16 protein-coding genes are annotated in these 12,856 nt (G+C 63.0%); 3 read left to right on the forward strand and 13 right to left on the reverse strand.

All coding sequences use genetic code 11. From position 1 onward, the window contains the following. Positions 1-10: 10 nt before the first annotated feature. From R3E49_RS15565 to R3E49_RS15580, 4 genes are all read right to left on the reverse strand, one after another. Complete coding sequence (locus R3E49_RS15565) at positions 11-331, reverse strand: hypothetical protein (RefSeq protein ID WP_371295888.1); 321 nt, start codon at positions 329-331, stop codon at positions 11-13. A gap of 86 nt (positions 332-417) precedes the next feature. Next, positions 418-1,137: a molecular chaperone DnaJ gene (locus R3E49_RS15570; RefSeq protein ID WP_371295889.1), complete on the reverse strand. Its 720-nt coding sequence runs from the start codon at positions 1,135-1,137 to the stop codon at positions 418-420. Positions 1,138-1,145: 8 nt separating this feature from the next. Continuing rightward, a complete protein-coding gene (locus R3E49_RS15575; protein WP_371295890.1) occupies positions 1,146-1,832 on the reverse strand; it encodes a VWA domain-containing protein in 687 nt (228 codons plus the stop codon). Between the two features lie 13 nt (positions 1,833-1,845). Then, positions 1,846-2,034, reverse strand: a complete 189-nt coding sequence (locus tag R3E49_RS15580) for a hypothetical protein (RefSeq protein ID WP_371295891.1) — start codon at positions 2,032-2,034, stop codon at positions 1,846-1,848. Positions 2,035-2,237: 203 nt separating this feature from the next. Between R3E49_RS15580 and msrA the strand changes: the two genes are divergently transcribed. Both msrA and R3E49_RS15590 read left to right on the forward strand, forming a co-directional pair. Beyond that, positions 2,238-2,903 carry a peptide-methionine (S)-S-oxide reductase MsrA gene (gene msrA, locus R3E49_RS15585; RefSeq protein ID WP_371295892.1) on the forward strand — a complete coding sequence of 222 codons (666 nt, stop codon included), beginning with the start codon at positions 2,238-2,240 and terminating at the stop codon, positions 2,901-2,903. A 141-nt stretch (positions 2,904-3,044) separates the two neighbouring features. Then, a complete protein-coding gene (locus R3E49_RS15590; protein ID WP_371295893.1) occupies positions 3,045-5,489 on the forward strand; it encodes a TonB-dependent receptor in 2,445 nt (814 codons plus the stop codon). On the opposite strand, the gene R3E49_RS15595 is transcribed toward R3E49_RS15590, so the two are convergent. The 3 genes from R3E49_RS15595 to R3E49_RS15605 all read right to left on the reverse strand — a co-directional run bounded on the left by R3E49_RS15595 (position 5,486) and on the right by R3E49_RS15605 (position 8,189). Continuing rightward, positions 5,486-6,205, reverse strand: a complete 720-nt coding sequence (locus R3E49_RS15595; RefSeq protein ID WP_371295894.1) for a 16S rRNA (uracil(1498)-N(3))-methyltransferase — start codon at positions 6,203-6,205, stop codon at positions 5,486-5,488. The two genes, R3E49_RS15590 and R3E49_RS15595, sit on opposite strands and share 4 nt — an antisense overlap. Before the next feature lie 7 nt (positions 6,206-6,212). Further along, positions 6,213-7,538: a 30S ribosomal protein S12 methylthiotransferase RimO gene (rimO, locus tag R3E49_RS15600; RefSeq protein ID WP_371295895.1), complete on the reverse strand. Its 1,326-nt coding sequence runs from the start codon at positions 7,536-7,538 to the stop codon at positions 6,213-6,215. A 147-nt stretch (positions 7,539-7,685) separates the two neighbouring features. Further along, the gene (locus R3E49_RS15605) at positions 7,686-8,189 is read right to left on the reverse strand and encodes a DUF2244 domain-containing protein (RefSeq protein WP_371295896.1); all 504 of its coding nucleotides are present in this window, start codon (positions 8,187-8,189) and stop codon (positions 7,686-7,688) included. Between the two features lie 135 nt (positions 8,190-8,324). Between R3E49_RS15605 and R3E49_RS15610 the strand changes: the two genes are divergently transcribed. After that, positions 8,325-9,149, forward strand: a complete 825-nt coding sequence (locus R3E49_RS15610) for a sulfurtransferase (protein WP_371295897.1) — start codon at positions 8,325-8,327, stop codon at positions 9,147-9,149. A gap of 1 nt (position 9,150) precedes the next feature. On the opposite strand, the gene R3E49_RS15615 is transcribed toward R3E49_RS15610, so the two are convergent. Genes R3E49_RS15615 through R3E49_RS15640 form a run of 6 tightly spaced genes read right to left on the reverse strand, consistent with a single transcriptional unit; the run spans position 9,151 to position 12,839 of the window. After that, positions 9,151-9,822 carry a pseudouridine synthase gene (locus R3E49_RS15615; RefSeq protein WP_371295898.1) on the reverse strand — a complete coding sequence of 224 codons (672 nt, stop codon included), beginning with the start codon at positions 9,820-9,822 and terminating at the stop codon, positions 9,151-9,153. Positions 9,823-9,826: 4 nt separating this feature from the next. Further along, a complete protein-coding gene (locus R3E49_RS15620) occupies positions 9,827-10,597 on the reverse strand; it encodes a pyridoxine 5'-phosphate synthase (RefSeq protein ID WP_371295899.1) in 771 nt (256 codons plus the stop codon). Next, a complete protein-coding gene (locus tag R3E49_RS15625; RefSeq protein ID WP_371295900.1) occupies positions 10,594-11,169 on the reverse strand; it encodes a peptidylprolyl isomerase in 576 nt (191 codons plus the stop codon). Before R3E49_RS15625 ends, R3E49_RS15620 begins: the two co-directional genes overlap by 4 nt. Positions 11,170-11,207: 38 nt before the next feature. Beyond that, positions 11,208-11,882: a TIGR04211 family SH3 domain-containing protein gene (locus R3E49_RS15630; protein ID WP_371295901.1), complete on the reverse strand. Its 675-nt coding sequence runs from the start codon at positions 11,880-11,882 to the stop codon at positions 11,208-11,210. A 58-nt stretch (positions 11,883-11,940) separates the two neighbouring features. After that, entirely contained in the window at positions 11,941-12,240 is a 300-nt protein-coding gene (locus R3E49_RS15635) for a YciI family protein (protein WP_371295902.1), read from the reverse strand. A gap of 8 nt (positions 12,241-12,248) precedes the next feature. Beyond that, positions 12,249-12,839, reverse strand: coding sequence for an inner membrane-spanning protein YciB (locus R3E49_RS15640; RefSeq protein ID WP_290741671.1), 591 nt, complete (start codon positions 12,837-12,839; stop codon positions 12,249-12,251). Between the last annotated feature and the right edge of the window lie 17 nt (positions 12,840-12,856).

The following is a 12,856-nucleotide window of genomic DNA, read 5'->3' on the forward strand; positions in this document are numbered from 1 at the left end:
GACAGTCGTTTCACCTCGTGGTGGTTGATGCAGCCCCGTTTTGACCGGCGGCTGATGGATTCTGTTCCCCGTCTGTGAGCAGATCAGGTGCCGCGTCGGGCAATGGGTGGCTGCTGGGCTCGATAACCGGTTCTCCGCGAGCGTCTACGTCGACTGCCAGCACCTCGCCGCGCAGCGCCACATCCTTGCTGCTCAGCTCAAACAGCAGGTTGACACCCTCGTCGTGGTGTTTCAGGCGCGCCACCAGACGCGCATCGCGGCCGTCCAGCCAACTCCTGGACTTACCCCAGTAATGGCCGAGCTGGTTGCGAATGACAAATACCTCACTCATGCGTGGCGGGCTCCTCTCAAGCGTATGCGGCGCGCAGTGTAAAGAGTCGTCGCGATCGACACCAGCCTGAGGCAGGTTTCCCCGACTCAGCCAAGCAGGAAGTCCTTGGCCTCGTTGACCTTGGCCGCCAGGTAGTGGTTGCCCCCGCGATCCGGGTGCAGCTTCTGCATGAGTTTGCGGTGGGCAGCCACGATCTCCTCATCGCTGGCATCGCCGCCGAGGCCAAGAATGGCGAGCGCCTCGCTGCGCGTCAGCCCGCTCTGGCTGTCGGGCGGGGGTGGCGATTGTGTCGCGCCGAAATCTGTTTCGCCGGGAAAACGCTGCTGCAGGTAACTGTCCAGTAACTGTACGGAATCGTTGTCCTGCTGCCGGCAGTAGTGCAGGAGTGTTTCCAATTGGCTTCGATCCAGTTCATCCAGTCGCCAGTCCTTGAATGGGCCGGACAGGACCTCGCCACTGAGTTTGCCGCTGTCGTGGTCAAGGTGCATGCGCAGCACGGCGCTTTCCACCGTGGACTGCCGGCCATGCGCTGCGCTTGCCGAACGGCTGCGCAGCGAGCTGAGCATGGGAAATAGACGGATAAACAGCGGCAGCAGCTGCCTGCCTGCAACCAGCAGGCCGGTCAGTGCGGCTCCGACCCAGTGCATGCGGCCGGTCAGTGTGAGATACAGCACGATGACGACTGCCGCTGCAATGCCGAGCTTGATGTACTGCGCCCTGCGCTTGTGGGGTGGCAATGCGCGGGCGCGCAGGTAAAGGATATACAGGGCCACGGCGATTGCCAGGAGCAGCAGGATTCTCGGCACGTTGGCCCTCAGGGTTTCAGCTGTTGAAGGAGCAGTCTAGCACCTTGCCCGGGGTGATTCTCCAGTGCGGTCCGCCCACCCGTGGCATATCGCGCCACGGCACCGAGCAGGTCTGACAGCGTGTCTGCACTGTGCTGATCGAAATGCGCCCAGGCACCGCCGCTCAGGCGCGCCATGCTCTGGAACGTGCGCTGCACCGCACTGTTGGCACCTTCCTGAAAGAGGAATAGCGGCAGTTTGCGCAGCCCACACTGGCCGGCGAGGTGGCAGACCTCATCCGGCGACTCCTCCAGCGCGTCACCGATGAAGACCAGGCCTCGCAACGGGGTTTCCCGATGCACTGCCAGTGCATGGCGCAACAGCCGTTGAATTTGCGTGTGGCCACCCTCGCAGCGTACCTGCATCATCTGCTCGGCGAGTGCCTTGCTGTCGCTGAGCCAGGGACTCGCCCTGAATTCCTGGAAGCCGCGGTAGTAGCAGAGCTGGATACTGATTGAAGCCACCTGCCCGGCGCTGTGGAACATGGCCGCCTGACGATCACGCGCCATCGCCCAGGTGGGTTCGCGACTGGCTGTGGCGTCTATGGCGAAAACAAGCCGGGGATGGCGCTCGGCAAACACGGCAACCGCTTTGGCCGTGCCGAGAAACGCCTGAATGTCCCGTGAACTGGATGTTCGGGCAGGGGGCTTCGCCATGACAGTTGCTGCGTCAATGCCTCGCGTTGAGCTTGCCGAGGCGCTCCAGTTCTATGAGGTAGGTGCGCCGCTCGGCAAGCTCCTCGATGGCGCTGCGCAGGCCTTGCTCATCGAGGTTTGGCAAGTGCTCGTGGCCGGCGACAATACGCCATAACTTGCGGCTGCACAGCGCTTCGGGGTTGAATGTCGTGTTCGTGTTCATCGTCGTTGTCCTGTTCTGCCCAGTCAGACCCGGCGCAGAGGGTTTAGTTCACTGCGCCTGCCTGTGTCGCGTACCACGCTAGGGCAAAATTGTGACAGTTTGTTGGCAGGCCACTGGATTCGGGTTTCTACGAGCTTACACCGGCTACACCGGAAAGGGGAAGGGCAGTACACTGGCGCGTCTGCTGAACTGAGGTGAGCCGTATGAGTCTGTTCGATATCCGTAAAAAGCGCGCATTGCCCGATGCGGCATCCGCCCTGCCGGGGCGCAGTGAATCCCTGCCGGTGCCTCCGGCACACTTTGTCAACGGTCATACGCTGCAAGGGCCATTTCCTGCTCCCTTGCAGCAGGCCGTGTTCGGCATGGGATGTTTCTGGGGTGTCGAGCGCCTGTTCTGGCAGCTCAGCGGGGTTTACACCACCGCAGCGGGGTATGCGGGCGGTCACACCCCCAATCCCACCTATCAGGAGGTGTGCAGTGGCGGCACCGGCCACACCGAAGTGGTGCTGGTGGTTTTCGACCCGTCACAGGTCAGCTACGAACGCTTGCTGCAGCATTTCTGGGAGGGGCATGACCCGACCCAGGGCATGCGTCAGGGCAATGACCTGGGGACCCAGTACCGCTCCGCCATCTACACCTACAGCGATGAACAGTTGGCGCAGGCGCTGGAGAGCAGGGGCCGGTTTCAGACGGCGCTGGACCAATCCGGTTACGGTGCAATCACGACCGAGATAGCGCCGGCGCCACCTTTCTATTACGCCGAGGAATACCACCAGCAGTATCTCGCCAAGAATCCCGGTGGCTACTGTGGACTCGGCGGTACCGGGGTCAGTTGCCCGCTTGGCCTGACGGTCGGCAGCAAAAATTGATCCCCGCCAGGCAAAGGCGTCTTGCCCGGATAACGCAAAGGCGGTTTAATCCAGACTAATCGCCATTAGTGTTGGCGAGCACGCTCGAACGATAACGATAATGGTGAGGTGCAGTTGATGTTCAAACACGAATTTCCGCGGATGTCTGTTCTCTCTCTGGCGGTCGCCGGCGCATTGTCCGCCGGTGCGGTCGCACCTGTGCTGGCGCAGGGTATGGTGCTGGAGGAGGTGGTGGTGACGGCACGCAAACGCGCTGAGAGCCTGCAGGAAACCCCGTTGGCCGTAACGGCGCTGGATGCCGCCGCCCTGCGCGAGGCCGGCGTACGCAACCTCGCAGACCTCAATACGCTCGCGCCGAATATCGATGTGGTGGAGGCCAACGGGTCTGCGCCGCTGGCCAGCGTCTACATTCGCGGGGTCGGGCAGCGCAATACGGGTGAGAACATTGACTCAGGGGTGGGCATCTACATCGATGATGTTTACCTGGGTCGTCCTGACGGCGCGCTGCTCGACCTGAACGATGTGCAGTCGGTGCAGGTCCTGCGCGGCCCGCAGGGCACGCTCTTTGGCAAGAACACGACCGGCGGTGCACTGGTGTTCACGACAAACAAGCCGGTGGAGGAGTTTGAGGGTTCGGTAGGTCTGCGCGTCGGCAATTATGATCGGTTGGATACGGAGTTCGTTCTCAACGTGCCTCTGACTGATTCCGTCTGGACGCGCCTGTCCGGGGTCACGCGCAAGCGCGATGGGCAGATAGAGAACCTCTTCGACGGCGAAGACTACATGGACGAAGATCGGCAGAGCCTGATCTGGCAGACGCGTTGGGCGGCGAGCGAGGATCTGACGCTGGACCTGAACCTGAACTGGGCGGATACCGATCAGAAGATGCGTCCCCAGAAATGTGTCAACGTTGAAGGCGCCAATGGCTGGCAGGCAGCCCTGTTCAATGCGATAGCCATCGGCCCTGCCACGGGCCGTACCCTGGCCGATTTCTGTGAAGACGCGGCGCAGGCGGGCGGTGGTGACCCGCGCACGGTAATATCGGATCTGGGGGGCGATTACAAAGCGGAAAATCGCGGCGCTTCGCTGGTGGCCGAATGGGCTATCAACCCGGACCTGTCATTGAAAAGTATCAGCGCCTACCGTTACACCGAAGCCTCGCAGAACGACGAACTGGATCACACCGGTATTCCCTTCCTGCACCGTACCAACACCGTGCACCCGCAGGGCGGTGCCGGTGAGAGCGACCAGTACAGTCAGGAGTTCCAGCTTATCGGCAGTGCCTTTGATGACCGCATGCAGTACGTTACCGGACTGTTCTGGTATGAGGAAGAGAGTGGCGGCCGCCAGAGCATCAGTTTCCTGGGCCCCTTTGACCCGGCTATCGCCAACCTGTTTTTCCTCAACATCTCGCCCAGCAGCCTGACCGCGAAGAACGATGCCATTGCGGCCTATGCACAGGTGGAGTGGGAGTTTACCCCGCAGTGGCGCACTACCCTCGGCCTGCGCTACACGGATGAAAGCCGCGACCTGCGCGTGCAGGATTACAGCATCGATGCCAGTACGCTGGATGCCAACGGCGGCCCGGCCATCCCCGTGGGCGGCGGGCTGTTCGTCGTGCAGCGCCCGGGCTTCGAGTACAACCCGGCGTTCGTGCTGGAGGAAAGCGAGGTGCGCCAGCGCAAGGTTTCCAACAGTGACGTGACACCGATGGCCAGCATCCAGTACCTGATTGGCGAAAGCGACTGGCTGGACCAGGGGAGTCTGTACCTCACCTACAGCGAGGGCTTCCTGTCCGGCGGTCTCTCTGAGTCACCCACTGGAGAACTGGAACCTTTTGAGCCCGAGGAAGTGGAGAATATCGAGCTGGGCTTCAAGCTGGATTTACTGGATCGCCGGCTGCGGCTGAATGGCGCGTTTTTCTACAGCGACTACACCAACCGCCAGTTGACCACGCTGGTGATCAACCCGGAGGTGAATTCACCGTCGCCAGCTACCATCAATGCGGCCAAGTCGACCATCAAGGGCTTCGAACTTGAGACCACCTGGCTGGCAACCGACAACCTGATCATCGGTTTCAATGCCACGTTTACCGACGGTGAGATCAAGGAGTTCATGGATGAGCAGATCAGGATTGCCGACACCAGCCTACCGCCTGCGGCGGGCTGCGTGCGCGCCGACCTGAGCCTTATCCAGGTCGATTCCTGCCCCAATGACCGCTCCAGCGAGAATCTACCGCGCCTGCCTGAGCAGAGCTACCTGCTCTCCGCCCAGTACGTGCTGGACACCGCCTGGGGGACCTTCTTGCCGCGCATCCAGGCCAGTTGGAAGTTCGATATGGAGTTCTGCTTTGATGCCCTGAGTTGCACGACAGGTCTGTGGTTCGAAGATGAACAGTTCGAGCTGAGCGCGCGTCTGGGGTGGACTTCCACCGATGAGCGCTGGAGCGCTTCCCTGTATGGCACCAACCTCACCGACGAGGATTACATCAACGGCGGTATCGCGCTGGTCGAGTCTTCGGGCACCGGGGGTTTTGCCGTGGCGCCGCCGCGTATGTACGGGGCCGAAATACAGTACCGCTTCTAGGTCTGCACCCGCAGCCCTCTCGCCAGTAACGCAGCGACCGCATTTTCCACCCGGAGAATGCGGTCGCCCAGGGAGACCTGGCGACAGCCCGCCGCCAGCAGTTTCTCTGCCTCGTAGGGTATAAAACCGCCTTCCGGCCCCACCACCAGCACGGTGTCGTCCTGCAGTTCCGCCGGCGGCAGTGGCGCTGTGCCGGGATGCGCTAACAGGGCACAGCGCCCAGCGATGATGCCCGGCAGCCGGTCTTCGACGAAAGGTTTGAAGCGGCGGTGGAGCAGCACCGGGGGAATGACCGTGTCGCGCGCCTGTTCCAGCCCCTGTAACAGATAATCCTCGATCACAGCGGCCCCGAGCACGGGCGTTTGCCAATAGCTTTTCTCCACCCGGTAGCTGTTTATCAGGTGTATTTCGCGCGCGCCGAACTCAGCCGCTGTACGCAGGATGCGGCGCAGCATCTTCGGCCGCGGCAATGCCAGTACCAGAGTTACGGGAAGTTTCGGTGGCGCCGGGTGCGTCAGGCTGACCTGGAGGGTGGCGCTGTGCGGGTCGATGGTCATCAGTTCAGCGGTGCCGACCAGGCCATCGATCTGGCCCACCTGCAGGGTATCTCCGGGTTTGGCCTGCAAAACCTGCCGCAGGTGCTGCGCGCGACGGCCGGTCACGCGCAGCTGGCCGTCGGCGGCGCATTCTCCGGCGCTGAACAGCAGCAGGTTCACCGGGTTGCTAGCCGGCCCACAGGTCGTAGTCGTCGGCGGCGGTGACCTCGGCCTCCACAAAGTCGCCGGGCTGCAGATCGGTAACGCCGTCGAGGAAGACCTTGCCATCGATCTCCGGGGCATCCGCGCTGGAGCGGCCGATAGCGCCCTGGTCGTCCACTTCGTCAATGAGAATCTCTATTCGCCGTCCTACCTTCGCCTGTAACTTGGCGGCGCTGATCTCCTGCTGCAGTGCCATGAAACGATCCCAGCGCTCCTGCTTGACGACATCGGGCACCTGGTCGGGCAGGTCGTTGGCGGGTGCGCCCGCCACCGGTGAGTACTGGAAACAGCCGACCCGGTCCAACTGCGCTTCGCGCAGGAAGTCCAGCAGCGTTTCGAAGTCGGCGTCGGTTTCGCCCGGGAATCCCACGATAAAGGTACTGCGCAGGGTGATGTCGGGGCAGACCTCGCGCCAGCGATGAATGCGCTCCAGCGATTTCTCTGCGGCGGCGGGGCGCTTCATGCGTTTCAGCACGCTGGGACTGCCGTGTTGAAAGGGTATATCGAGGTAGGGCAGGATCCTGCCTTCGGCCATCAGCGGGAGTACGTGGTCCACATGCGGGTAGGGGTACACGTAGTGCAGTCGCACCCAGATGCCGAACTCGGCAAGCCCCTCACACAGCGACTGCATGCTGGTTTTCATCGGCCGCCCATTCCAGAAGCCGGTGCGGTATTTCAGGTCAACGCCGTAGGCGCTGGTGTCCTGAGAGATCACCAGCAGCTCGCGCACACCGGCGCGCACCAGCCGCTCTGCTTCTTCCATCACGTCACCGATGGGCCGACTCACCAGATCACCGCGCATATGCGGGATAATGCAGAAACTGCATCGGTGGTTGCAGCCTTCCGAAATTTTCAGGTAGGCGTAGTGGCGTGGTGTCAGTTTCACGCCCTGGGGCGGAACCAGATCCACGTAGGGATCGTGCACGGGGGTGTGCGGCACGTACTGATGTACCGCGCTCACGACCTCTTCATAGGCAGCAGGCCCAGTCACGCTGAGGACTTTGGGATGCAGTTCGCGGATGGCGTCGGCATCGGCTCCTTTGCCCATGCAGCCGGTCACAATCACCCTGCCATTTTCACTCAGGGCTTCACCGATGGCGTCCAGCGATTCCTGCTTCGCGCTGTCAATGAAACCGCAGGTGTTTACCACTACCAGCTGCGCATCCTCATAGCTGGGCACAATATCGTAACCGTCCAGCTTGAGTTGCGTCAGGATGCGCTCCGAATCCACCAGGGCCTTGGGGCAGCCCAGGCTGACGAAGCCGATGGTTTTCTTGTCCGCGTTGCTCATGATGTCACCCGTGGCTGCCGTCTGCGTGGCGCGTTGAAGGTCCCGGCGAGAGGGTCAGGTGCCGGTTGGGATGGCGTTGTCAATGAGGCGCGATGATACCTGATAGCCCGCCGGTCTGCAGAGGGAAATGCGCGAAAAACGGGCGTTCTAGAATGCCTGGCTGGCCTGTGTGGCGATGCTGCTGGTACGCAGTTCCCGCTGCAGCTGCTGCTGCAACAGCAGTCCGTCATCCCGGTTGAGAAACTCACCCACCCGAATGCTCTCGCCCGAGCTTTGCAGGCTCAGCGCCGGTGCGTCCCAGGGGTGGCGCTCCGGCTGTATGCTGAGCCCGGTGCGCTGGCGTGGGAACGCCCAGCTCTGGCGCGGCAGATAGAAACCCTTGTCGATACGCACCGTCGTCGCATCGAGGGTGATGACATGGCGGTATTGCAGTTTCCAGTTGACGTAATACAGGGAGCCGCCGAGTGCAGCGAGTTCCAGCCCGGCGAAGGGCAGAATGACCCAGGCACCGGCCAGGGCAAAACCGATACCGGCACCCAGTGAGGGCACCGCCAGCGCCAGAATGACCAGTTTGTTGGTTCGCCAGGTGGCGGACTGGTTGGGTTTGGCAATGATGGTTACGGTGTCACCATCGCAGCTGCGTACGACCACGTGTGGCGGCCTCTGAGGGATTTGCAACAGTCTAGTACAGTCGCGCCCCGCTGGCATGCATGTCCCTGTTTTGACCAGCGACAAAACCCCTGTGCGGCGCTGGGCGAGTGGTATCCCAGGCGCTACACTCCGGATATGAGCAGACAGTCTTCCGCAACACTGATCAGTGCCGGGCAACTGGTGCAGGCGACGGACGCCATCATCGTCGATTGCCGGTTTGTCCTGGGTCAGCCCGACGCTGGTCGCGAGGCGTATTTGCGTGGCCATATTCCCGGTGCACATTACCTTGACCTCGAAGAGGACCTCTCGGGCCCTGTGGCGCGCCACGGGGGGCGCCATCCCCTGCCGGATGTCCGGCAGCTGACTGCCCGGCTCGCCTCGCTGGGCATCCATCCTGGCGCCAGGGTGGTGGCCTATGATGATGCCCGGTTCGCCTTTGCGGCCCGCTTCTGGTGGCTGTTGCGCGCACTGGGTTACCGCCCACCCGAGTTGCTGGATGGGGGTTATGCGGGTTGGCTGGCGGCCGGTGGTGCGGTGGAGCAGGCCGTTCCACAGCCTGTGCCCTGTGCGGTGCCGTCCGCGGAGGCCTACCGCGGTGTGGTGGATATCACCGCGCTCGCGTCGTTGCAGGCCGCCGGGTCACTCCTGCTGGACTCCCGTGATCCGGCCCGCTATGCCGGCCTCGAGGAGCCACTGGATCCGGTCGCAGGGCACATCCCCGGTGCGCTTAACCTGCCCTGGCAGGCGGTGTCCGATGCACAGGGGTGCCTGCTGGATGATGCGCGCCTGTCTGCGCACTTTGCGGGGCTCCCCGAGGGCAGGCCGCGGGTGGTGTACTGCGGCAGCGGCGTAACGGCCTGCGTCAATCTGTTTGCCCTGGCGCGCACAGGGGATGAAAGCGCGCTGCTGTATGCCGGCAGCTGGTCGGACTGGTGCAGCCATTTGATGGCTGATGAGTAGGCTAGAAGTCGGCGGGGCAGGCTTCCTGTAGCCAGTCTCCTGTGGTCGGGTGCGTAAAGCCCAGCTCCGTGGCGTGCAGCAAGAGCCGGGGAGCCATGGCCAGCGCCGCCTCATGGGCGTACATGTCACACCCCAGGATCGGGTGGCCGAGTTCCCGACAGTGGATGCGCAGCTGGTGCGAACGCCCGGTCTGGGGCATCAGCTGCAGCCGCGTGCGGTCTGCTTCGCGCGCGATGACCTCGAACCAGGTCACGGCCTCGCGCCCGGTCTCGAAGCAGATTTTCTGCAGTGGCCTGCGCTCCCAGTCGCTCACGATGGGCAGGCTGATTTCACCCCGGTCGGGCTCTACCACACCCCATACCACGGCCTCGTAGCGCTTGTAGACCAGCCTCTCCTGAAACTGGCGGCTGAGGTGGGCATGGCAGGCGCGGTTCAGCGGCACCACCATGATGCCCGAGGTATCGAGATCCAGGCGGTGAACCATGCTGGCCTGCGGGTAGTCTTGCTGCAGTCGGCTGATCAGGCAGTCGCGGTTGAGGGGATGGCGTCCGGGCACGCTGAGCAGCAGGTGCGGCTTGCGCACCAGCAGCAGGTCGGCGTCGGCGTACAGGATACGGATCGGCTCCTGGCTGTGGGGTACCAGGTAGGGGGGCAACTCGTCTTCGCTGCTCACATCCTCAGCCGCCTGCCTTGCCCAGTGCGCGCTGGTAGGCGGCAATGGTATCGGCGAGGCCGAGGCGCAGGGCATCGACAGTCAGCGCGTGGCCGATCGACACCTCCAGCAAGCCCGGAACACGGCTGAACAGGGGTAGATTGTGCAGGTCGAGGTCGTGGCCCGCGTTCACGCCCAGGCCCACCTCGGCCGCCGTCTCTGCCGCGCGGATGTAGCGCTGCAGTACGGCATCCACCTCGGCGCCCGCTGCGTAGGCCCGCGCATAAGCCTCGGTATACAGCTCAATACGGTCGGCGCCCACCTGCGCGGCGAGGCGGATCTGGGCCGGATCCGGATCCATGAACAGGCTGGTGCGAATCCCCAGCGCCTTGAGTTCTGCGACCAGCGGCGCAATCTGCTCGCCATCACGTCGCAGGTCAAAGCCGTGATCGGAGGTCAGCTGGTTGTCGCCGTCCGGCACGAGGGTCGCCTGAGCCGGGCGAATTTCACGCACCAGCGCCATGAAGCCGGGGTAGTCGCTGACACCCGCGCGATCGCTCTTGCGCGGGCCGGTCATGGGGTTGCCCTCGATATTGAATTCCACGGTGAGCATGGCTGCCAGGTCGTGGCAATCCTGCACCCGGATATGGCGCTGGTCGGGCCGCGGGTGCACGGTGATGCCGTCGGCTCCGGCGTCAATGCACAGCTGGGCGTGCTGGGGTATGTCGGGGTTGCGGGTATCGCGCGAATTGCGGATCAGCGCGATCTTGTTCAGGTTGACGCTGAGTGCGGTCATTCGCTGGTCTTGCGCTGGACGCTGTGTATCAGAATGGGTTCTACCGGCACATCCTGGAAACCAGCCCACTGGCGCACCGGGCTGGAGGCAATGTAGTCCACCACCGACATGCCCTCGATCACCTCGCCAAACACCGTGTAGCCAACCTGACCGGGTGACCAGTCCAACTGCAGGTTGCTGCGCTGGTTGATGAAGAATTGCGCCGTCGCCGAATCCGGGTCGGAGGTGCGTGCCATGGCGATGGTCCCGCGGATATTGTGCAGCCGGTTGCGGGATTCATTGACAATCGGCTCGCCGGTCGCCTTTTCCGTCATGTCGGGCAGAAAGCCCCCGCCCTGAACCATGAAGTTGGGTATGACGCGGTGGAAAATGGTGCCGTCGTAGTGCCCGCTGTCCACATAAGACAGGAAGTTGGCTACGGTCAGTGGGGATTTGTCCGGGAACAGGCGCAGCGTGATGTCGCCCTCGCTGGTACTGATGGTCACCAGTGGGGCGTTGGGCCCCGGCTCCTGTGACCAGGCGGGGTTGAGCGCCAGCAGCAATGCGGTCAGCAGGCTGAAAACAGCTTTCATCAGTGTGGTCTCCGTTGGGGGCTCAGGGGCTGGGGAGCTCAGGCCCAGCCATCGTTGCGGCGGCGTTTGGGCCACAGGCGCGGCACCACAAGGGTGATGACCACCCCCAGCAGCACGGCCAGTGCGCCGTCGATAAAGGCGCTGCTGCGCAGGTTTTCCTGCAGCCGCTGGTTCTCGGCACCGAGCATGTCGGCCTGTGCCCGCAGGTTTTCGACATCTTCCACCAGGCGCCGGTTCTCGGCGTCCAGTTCCAGCGAGCGTCCCGATATCTGTTTCAGCTGCGCGAGTTCCTCGGTCACCGCCTGCAGCGTACCGTCAGCGCTGTCGATGCTGCTCTCCAGTTCCCCGCGAACCTCCTTCAGCTGGTTCAGCTCTGCGGTCAGGCTGGCATTCTCCTCCGCCAGTTGCTCCGCCCTTGTGCGTGCTGAATCCACGAGGGTCTTGGCCGGTACGGTGCTCATCAGGTATTGCGATCGCACCCAGCCGGTCGTGCCGCCGTCCGTGGTGATTTCCGCCCAGGTGCCGTCCTCTGACTCACGACTTACGGTGAGCCGTGTGCCGGACGGAATGCCACGGTGGATAATACGGAACTCATTGCCGGCGCCGCTGCGCACGGGAATGTACTGGGTATCGCTGATGTAGCGGATATCCTGTGCCAGCGCGGCGGCGCTGCCCAGGAGTGCGAGCAGGGAAACAATCAGGAAATGCTGCAAAACGTGGGTCCTTCTCTGCAGTCGGTGGTCAATCTCGCAGTTTACCACTGCCCGCGGCTCAGGGCAGCACGCGTTTGTAGGGCTTGACGATCACCTGGCGGAAGACGCCGGCGGCCATGTAGGGGTCACTGTCTGCCCAGGCCTGTGCCGCTTCCAGGCTATCGAATTCGGCGATGATGAGGCTGCCGGTAAAGCCCGCTGCCCCCGGCTCCTCGGTATCCAGTGCCGGGTGCGGGCCGGCGGCCAGCAGGCGACCCTCATCCACGAGATGCTGGATACGTGACAGGTGGGCCGGTCGTGCGGCCTGGCGCAGAGGCAGGCTGTCGTCAACGTCCTCGCACATAATGGCGTAGAGCATGGTGTGGTTTACTCCTGGCTTTCAGCCGGCTGGTCTTTGAGGTGGGGTGCCACCATCCAGGCCGTCAGCCCGGTGAGCAGCACCGTGAACAGTATCGCGGAGTACAGCTTGTAGCTCACCCAGGTGGCCTCGCTGTAGCCGTAGGCAACGACCAGGTTCAGTGCGCCGACAACGCTGAAGTGGGCGACCCAGAGCAGGTTGAGCCGGGTCCACACGCGGTGCGGGAGCTGGATCTGGCTGCCCAGCGTGCGCTCCATCAGATTGCGTTTGCCGATGAACTGGGACGCCGCAAAGGCCAGCGCCAGTGCCCAGTTGAAAATGGTCGGTTTCCACATGATGAACAGTTCATTGTGCAGCAGCAGGGTAGCTGCGCCAAACCCGCAGACGGCGAGACCGACCCACAGCAAACGTTTCTCCAGCTGTCGGGTAATGGCCCAGGTCAGCAGCAGTTGCAACACGGTGGCGGCCATCAGCACTGCGGTGGCGGTGAAGATGCCGTCGATGGTGTGGCTCCAGCCATAGAGCGTGACGGTATCGCCATCCATCTGGTAGACGATGAAGAACAGCGCGATCGGGAGAAATTCCAGCAGTTGTCTCATGAAATCAGCCTGGCCCT

Source organism: Haliea sp. (genome assembly GCF_041395985.1).
GTDB lineage: Bacteria > Pseudomonadota > Gammaproteobacteria > Pseudomonadales > Halieaceae > Haliea.

Coding starts and splice junctions, on each gene's coding strand:
- R3E49_RS15565 (WP_371295888.1), bottom strand. CDS start 331: ATGAGTGAGGTATTTGTCATTCGCAACCAGCTCGGCCATTACTGGGGT.
- R3E49_RS15625 (WP_371295900.1), bottom strand. CDS start 11,169: ATGAAAGCTGTTTTCAGCCTGCTGACCGCATTGCTGCTGGCGCTCAAC.
- R3E49_RS15580 (WP_371295891.1), bottom strand. CDS start 2,034: ATGAACACGAACACGACATTCAACCCCGAAGCGCTGTGCAGCCGCAAG.
- R3E49_RS15590 (WP_371295893.1), top strand. CDS start 3,045: ATGTCTGTTCTCTCTCTGGCGGTCGCCGGCGCATTGTCCGCCGGTGCG.
- msrA (WP_371295892.1), top strand. CDS start 2,238: ATGAGTCTGTTCGATATCCGTAAAAAGCGCGCATTGCCCGATGCGGCA.
- R3E49_RS15610 (WP_371295897.1), top strand. CDS start 8,325: ATGAGCAGACAGTCTTCCGCAACACTGATCAGTGCCGGGCAACTGGTG.
- rimO (WP_371295895.1), bottom strand. CDS start 7,538: ATGAGCAACGCGGACAAGAAAACCATCGGCTTCGTCAGCCTGGGCTGC.
- R3E49_RS15620 (WP_371295899.1), bottom strand. CDS start 10,597: ATGACCGCACTCAGCGTCAACCTGAACAAGATCGCGCTGATCCGCAAT.
- R3E49_RS15635 (WP_371295902.1), bottom strand. CDS start 12,240: ATGCTCTACGCCATTATGTGCGAGGACGTTGACGACAGCCTGCCTCTG.
- R3E49_RS15640 (WP_290741671.1), bottom strand. CDS start 12,839: ATGAGACAACTGCTGGAATTTCTCCCGATCGCGCTGTTCTTCATCGTC.
- R3E49_RS15575 (WP_371295890.1), bottom strand. CDS start 1,832: ATGGCGAAGCCCCCTGCCCGAACATCCAGTTCACGGGACATTCAGGCG.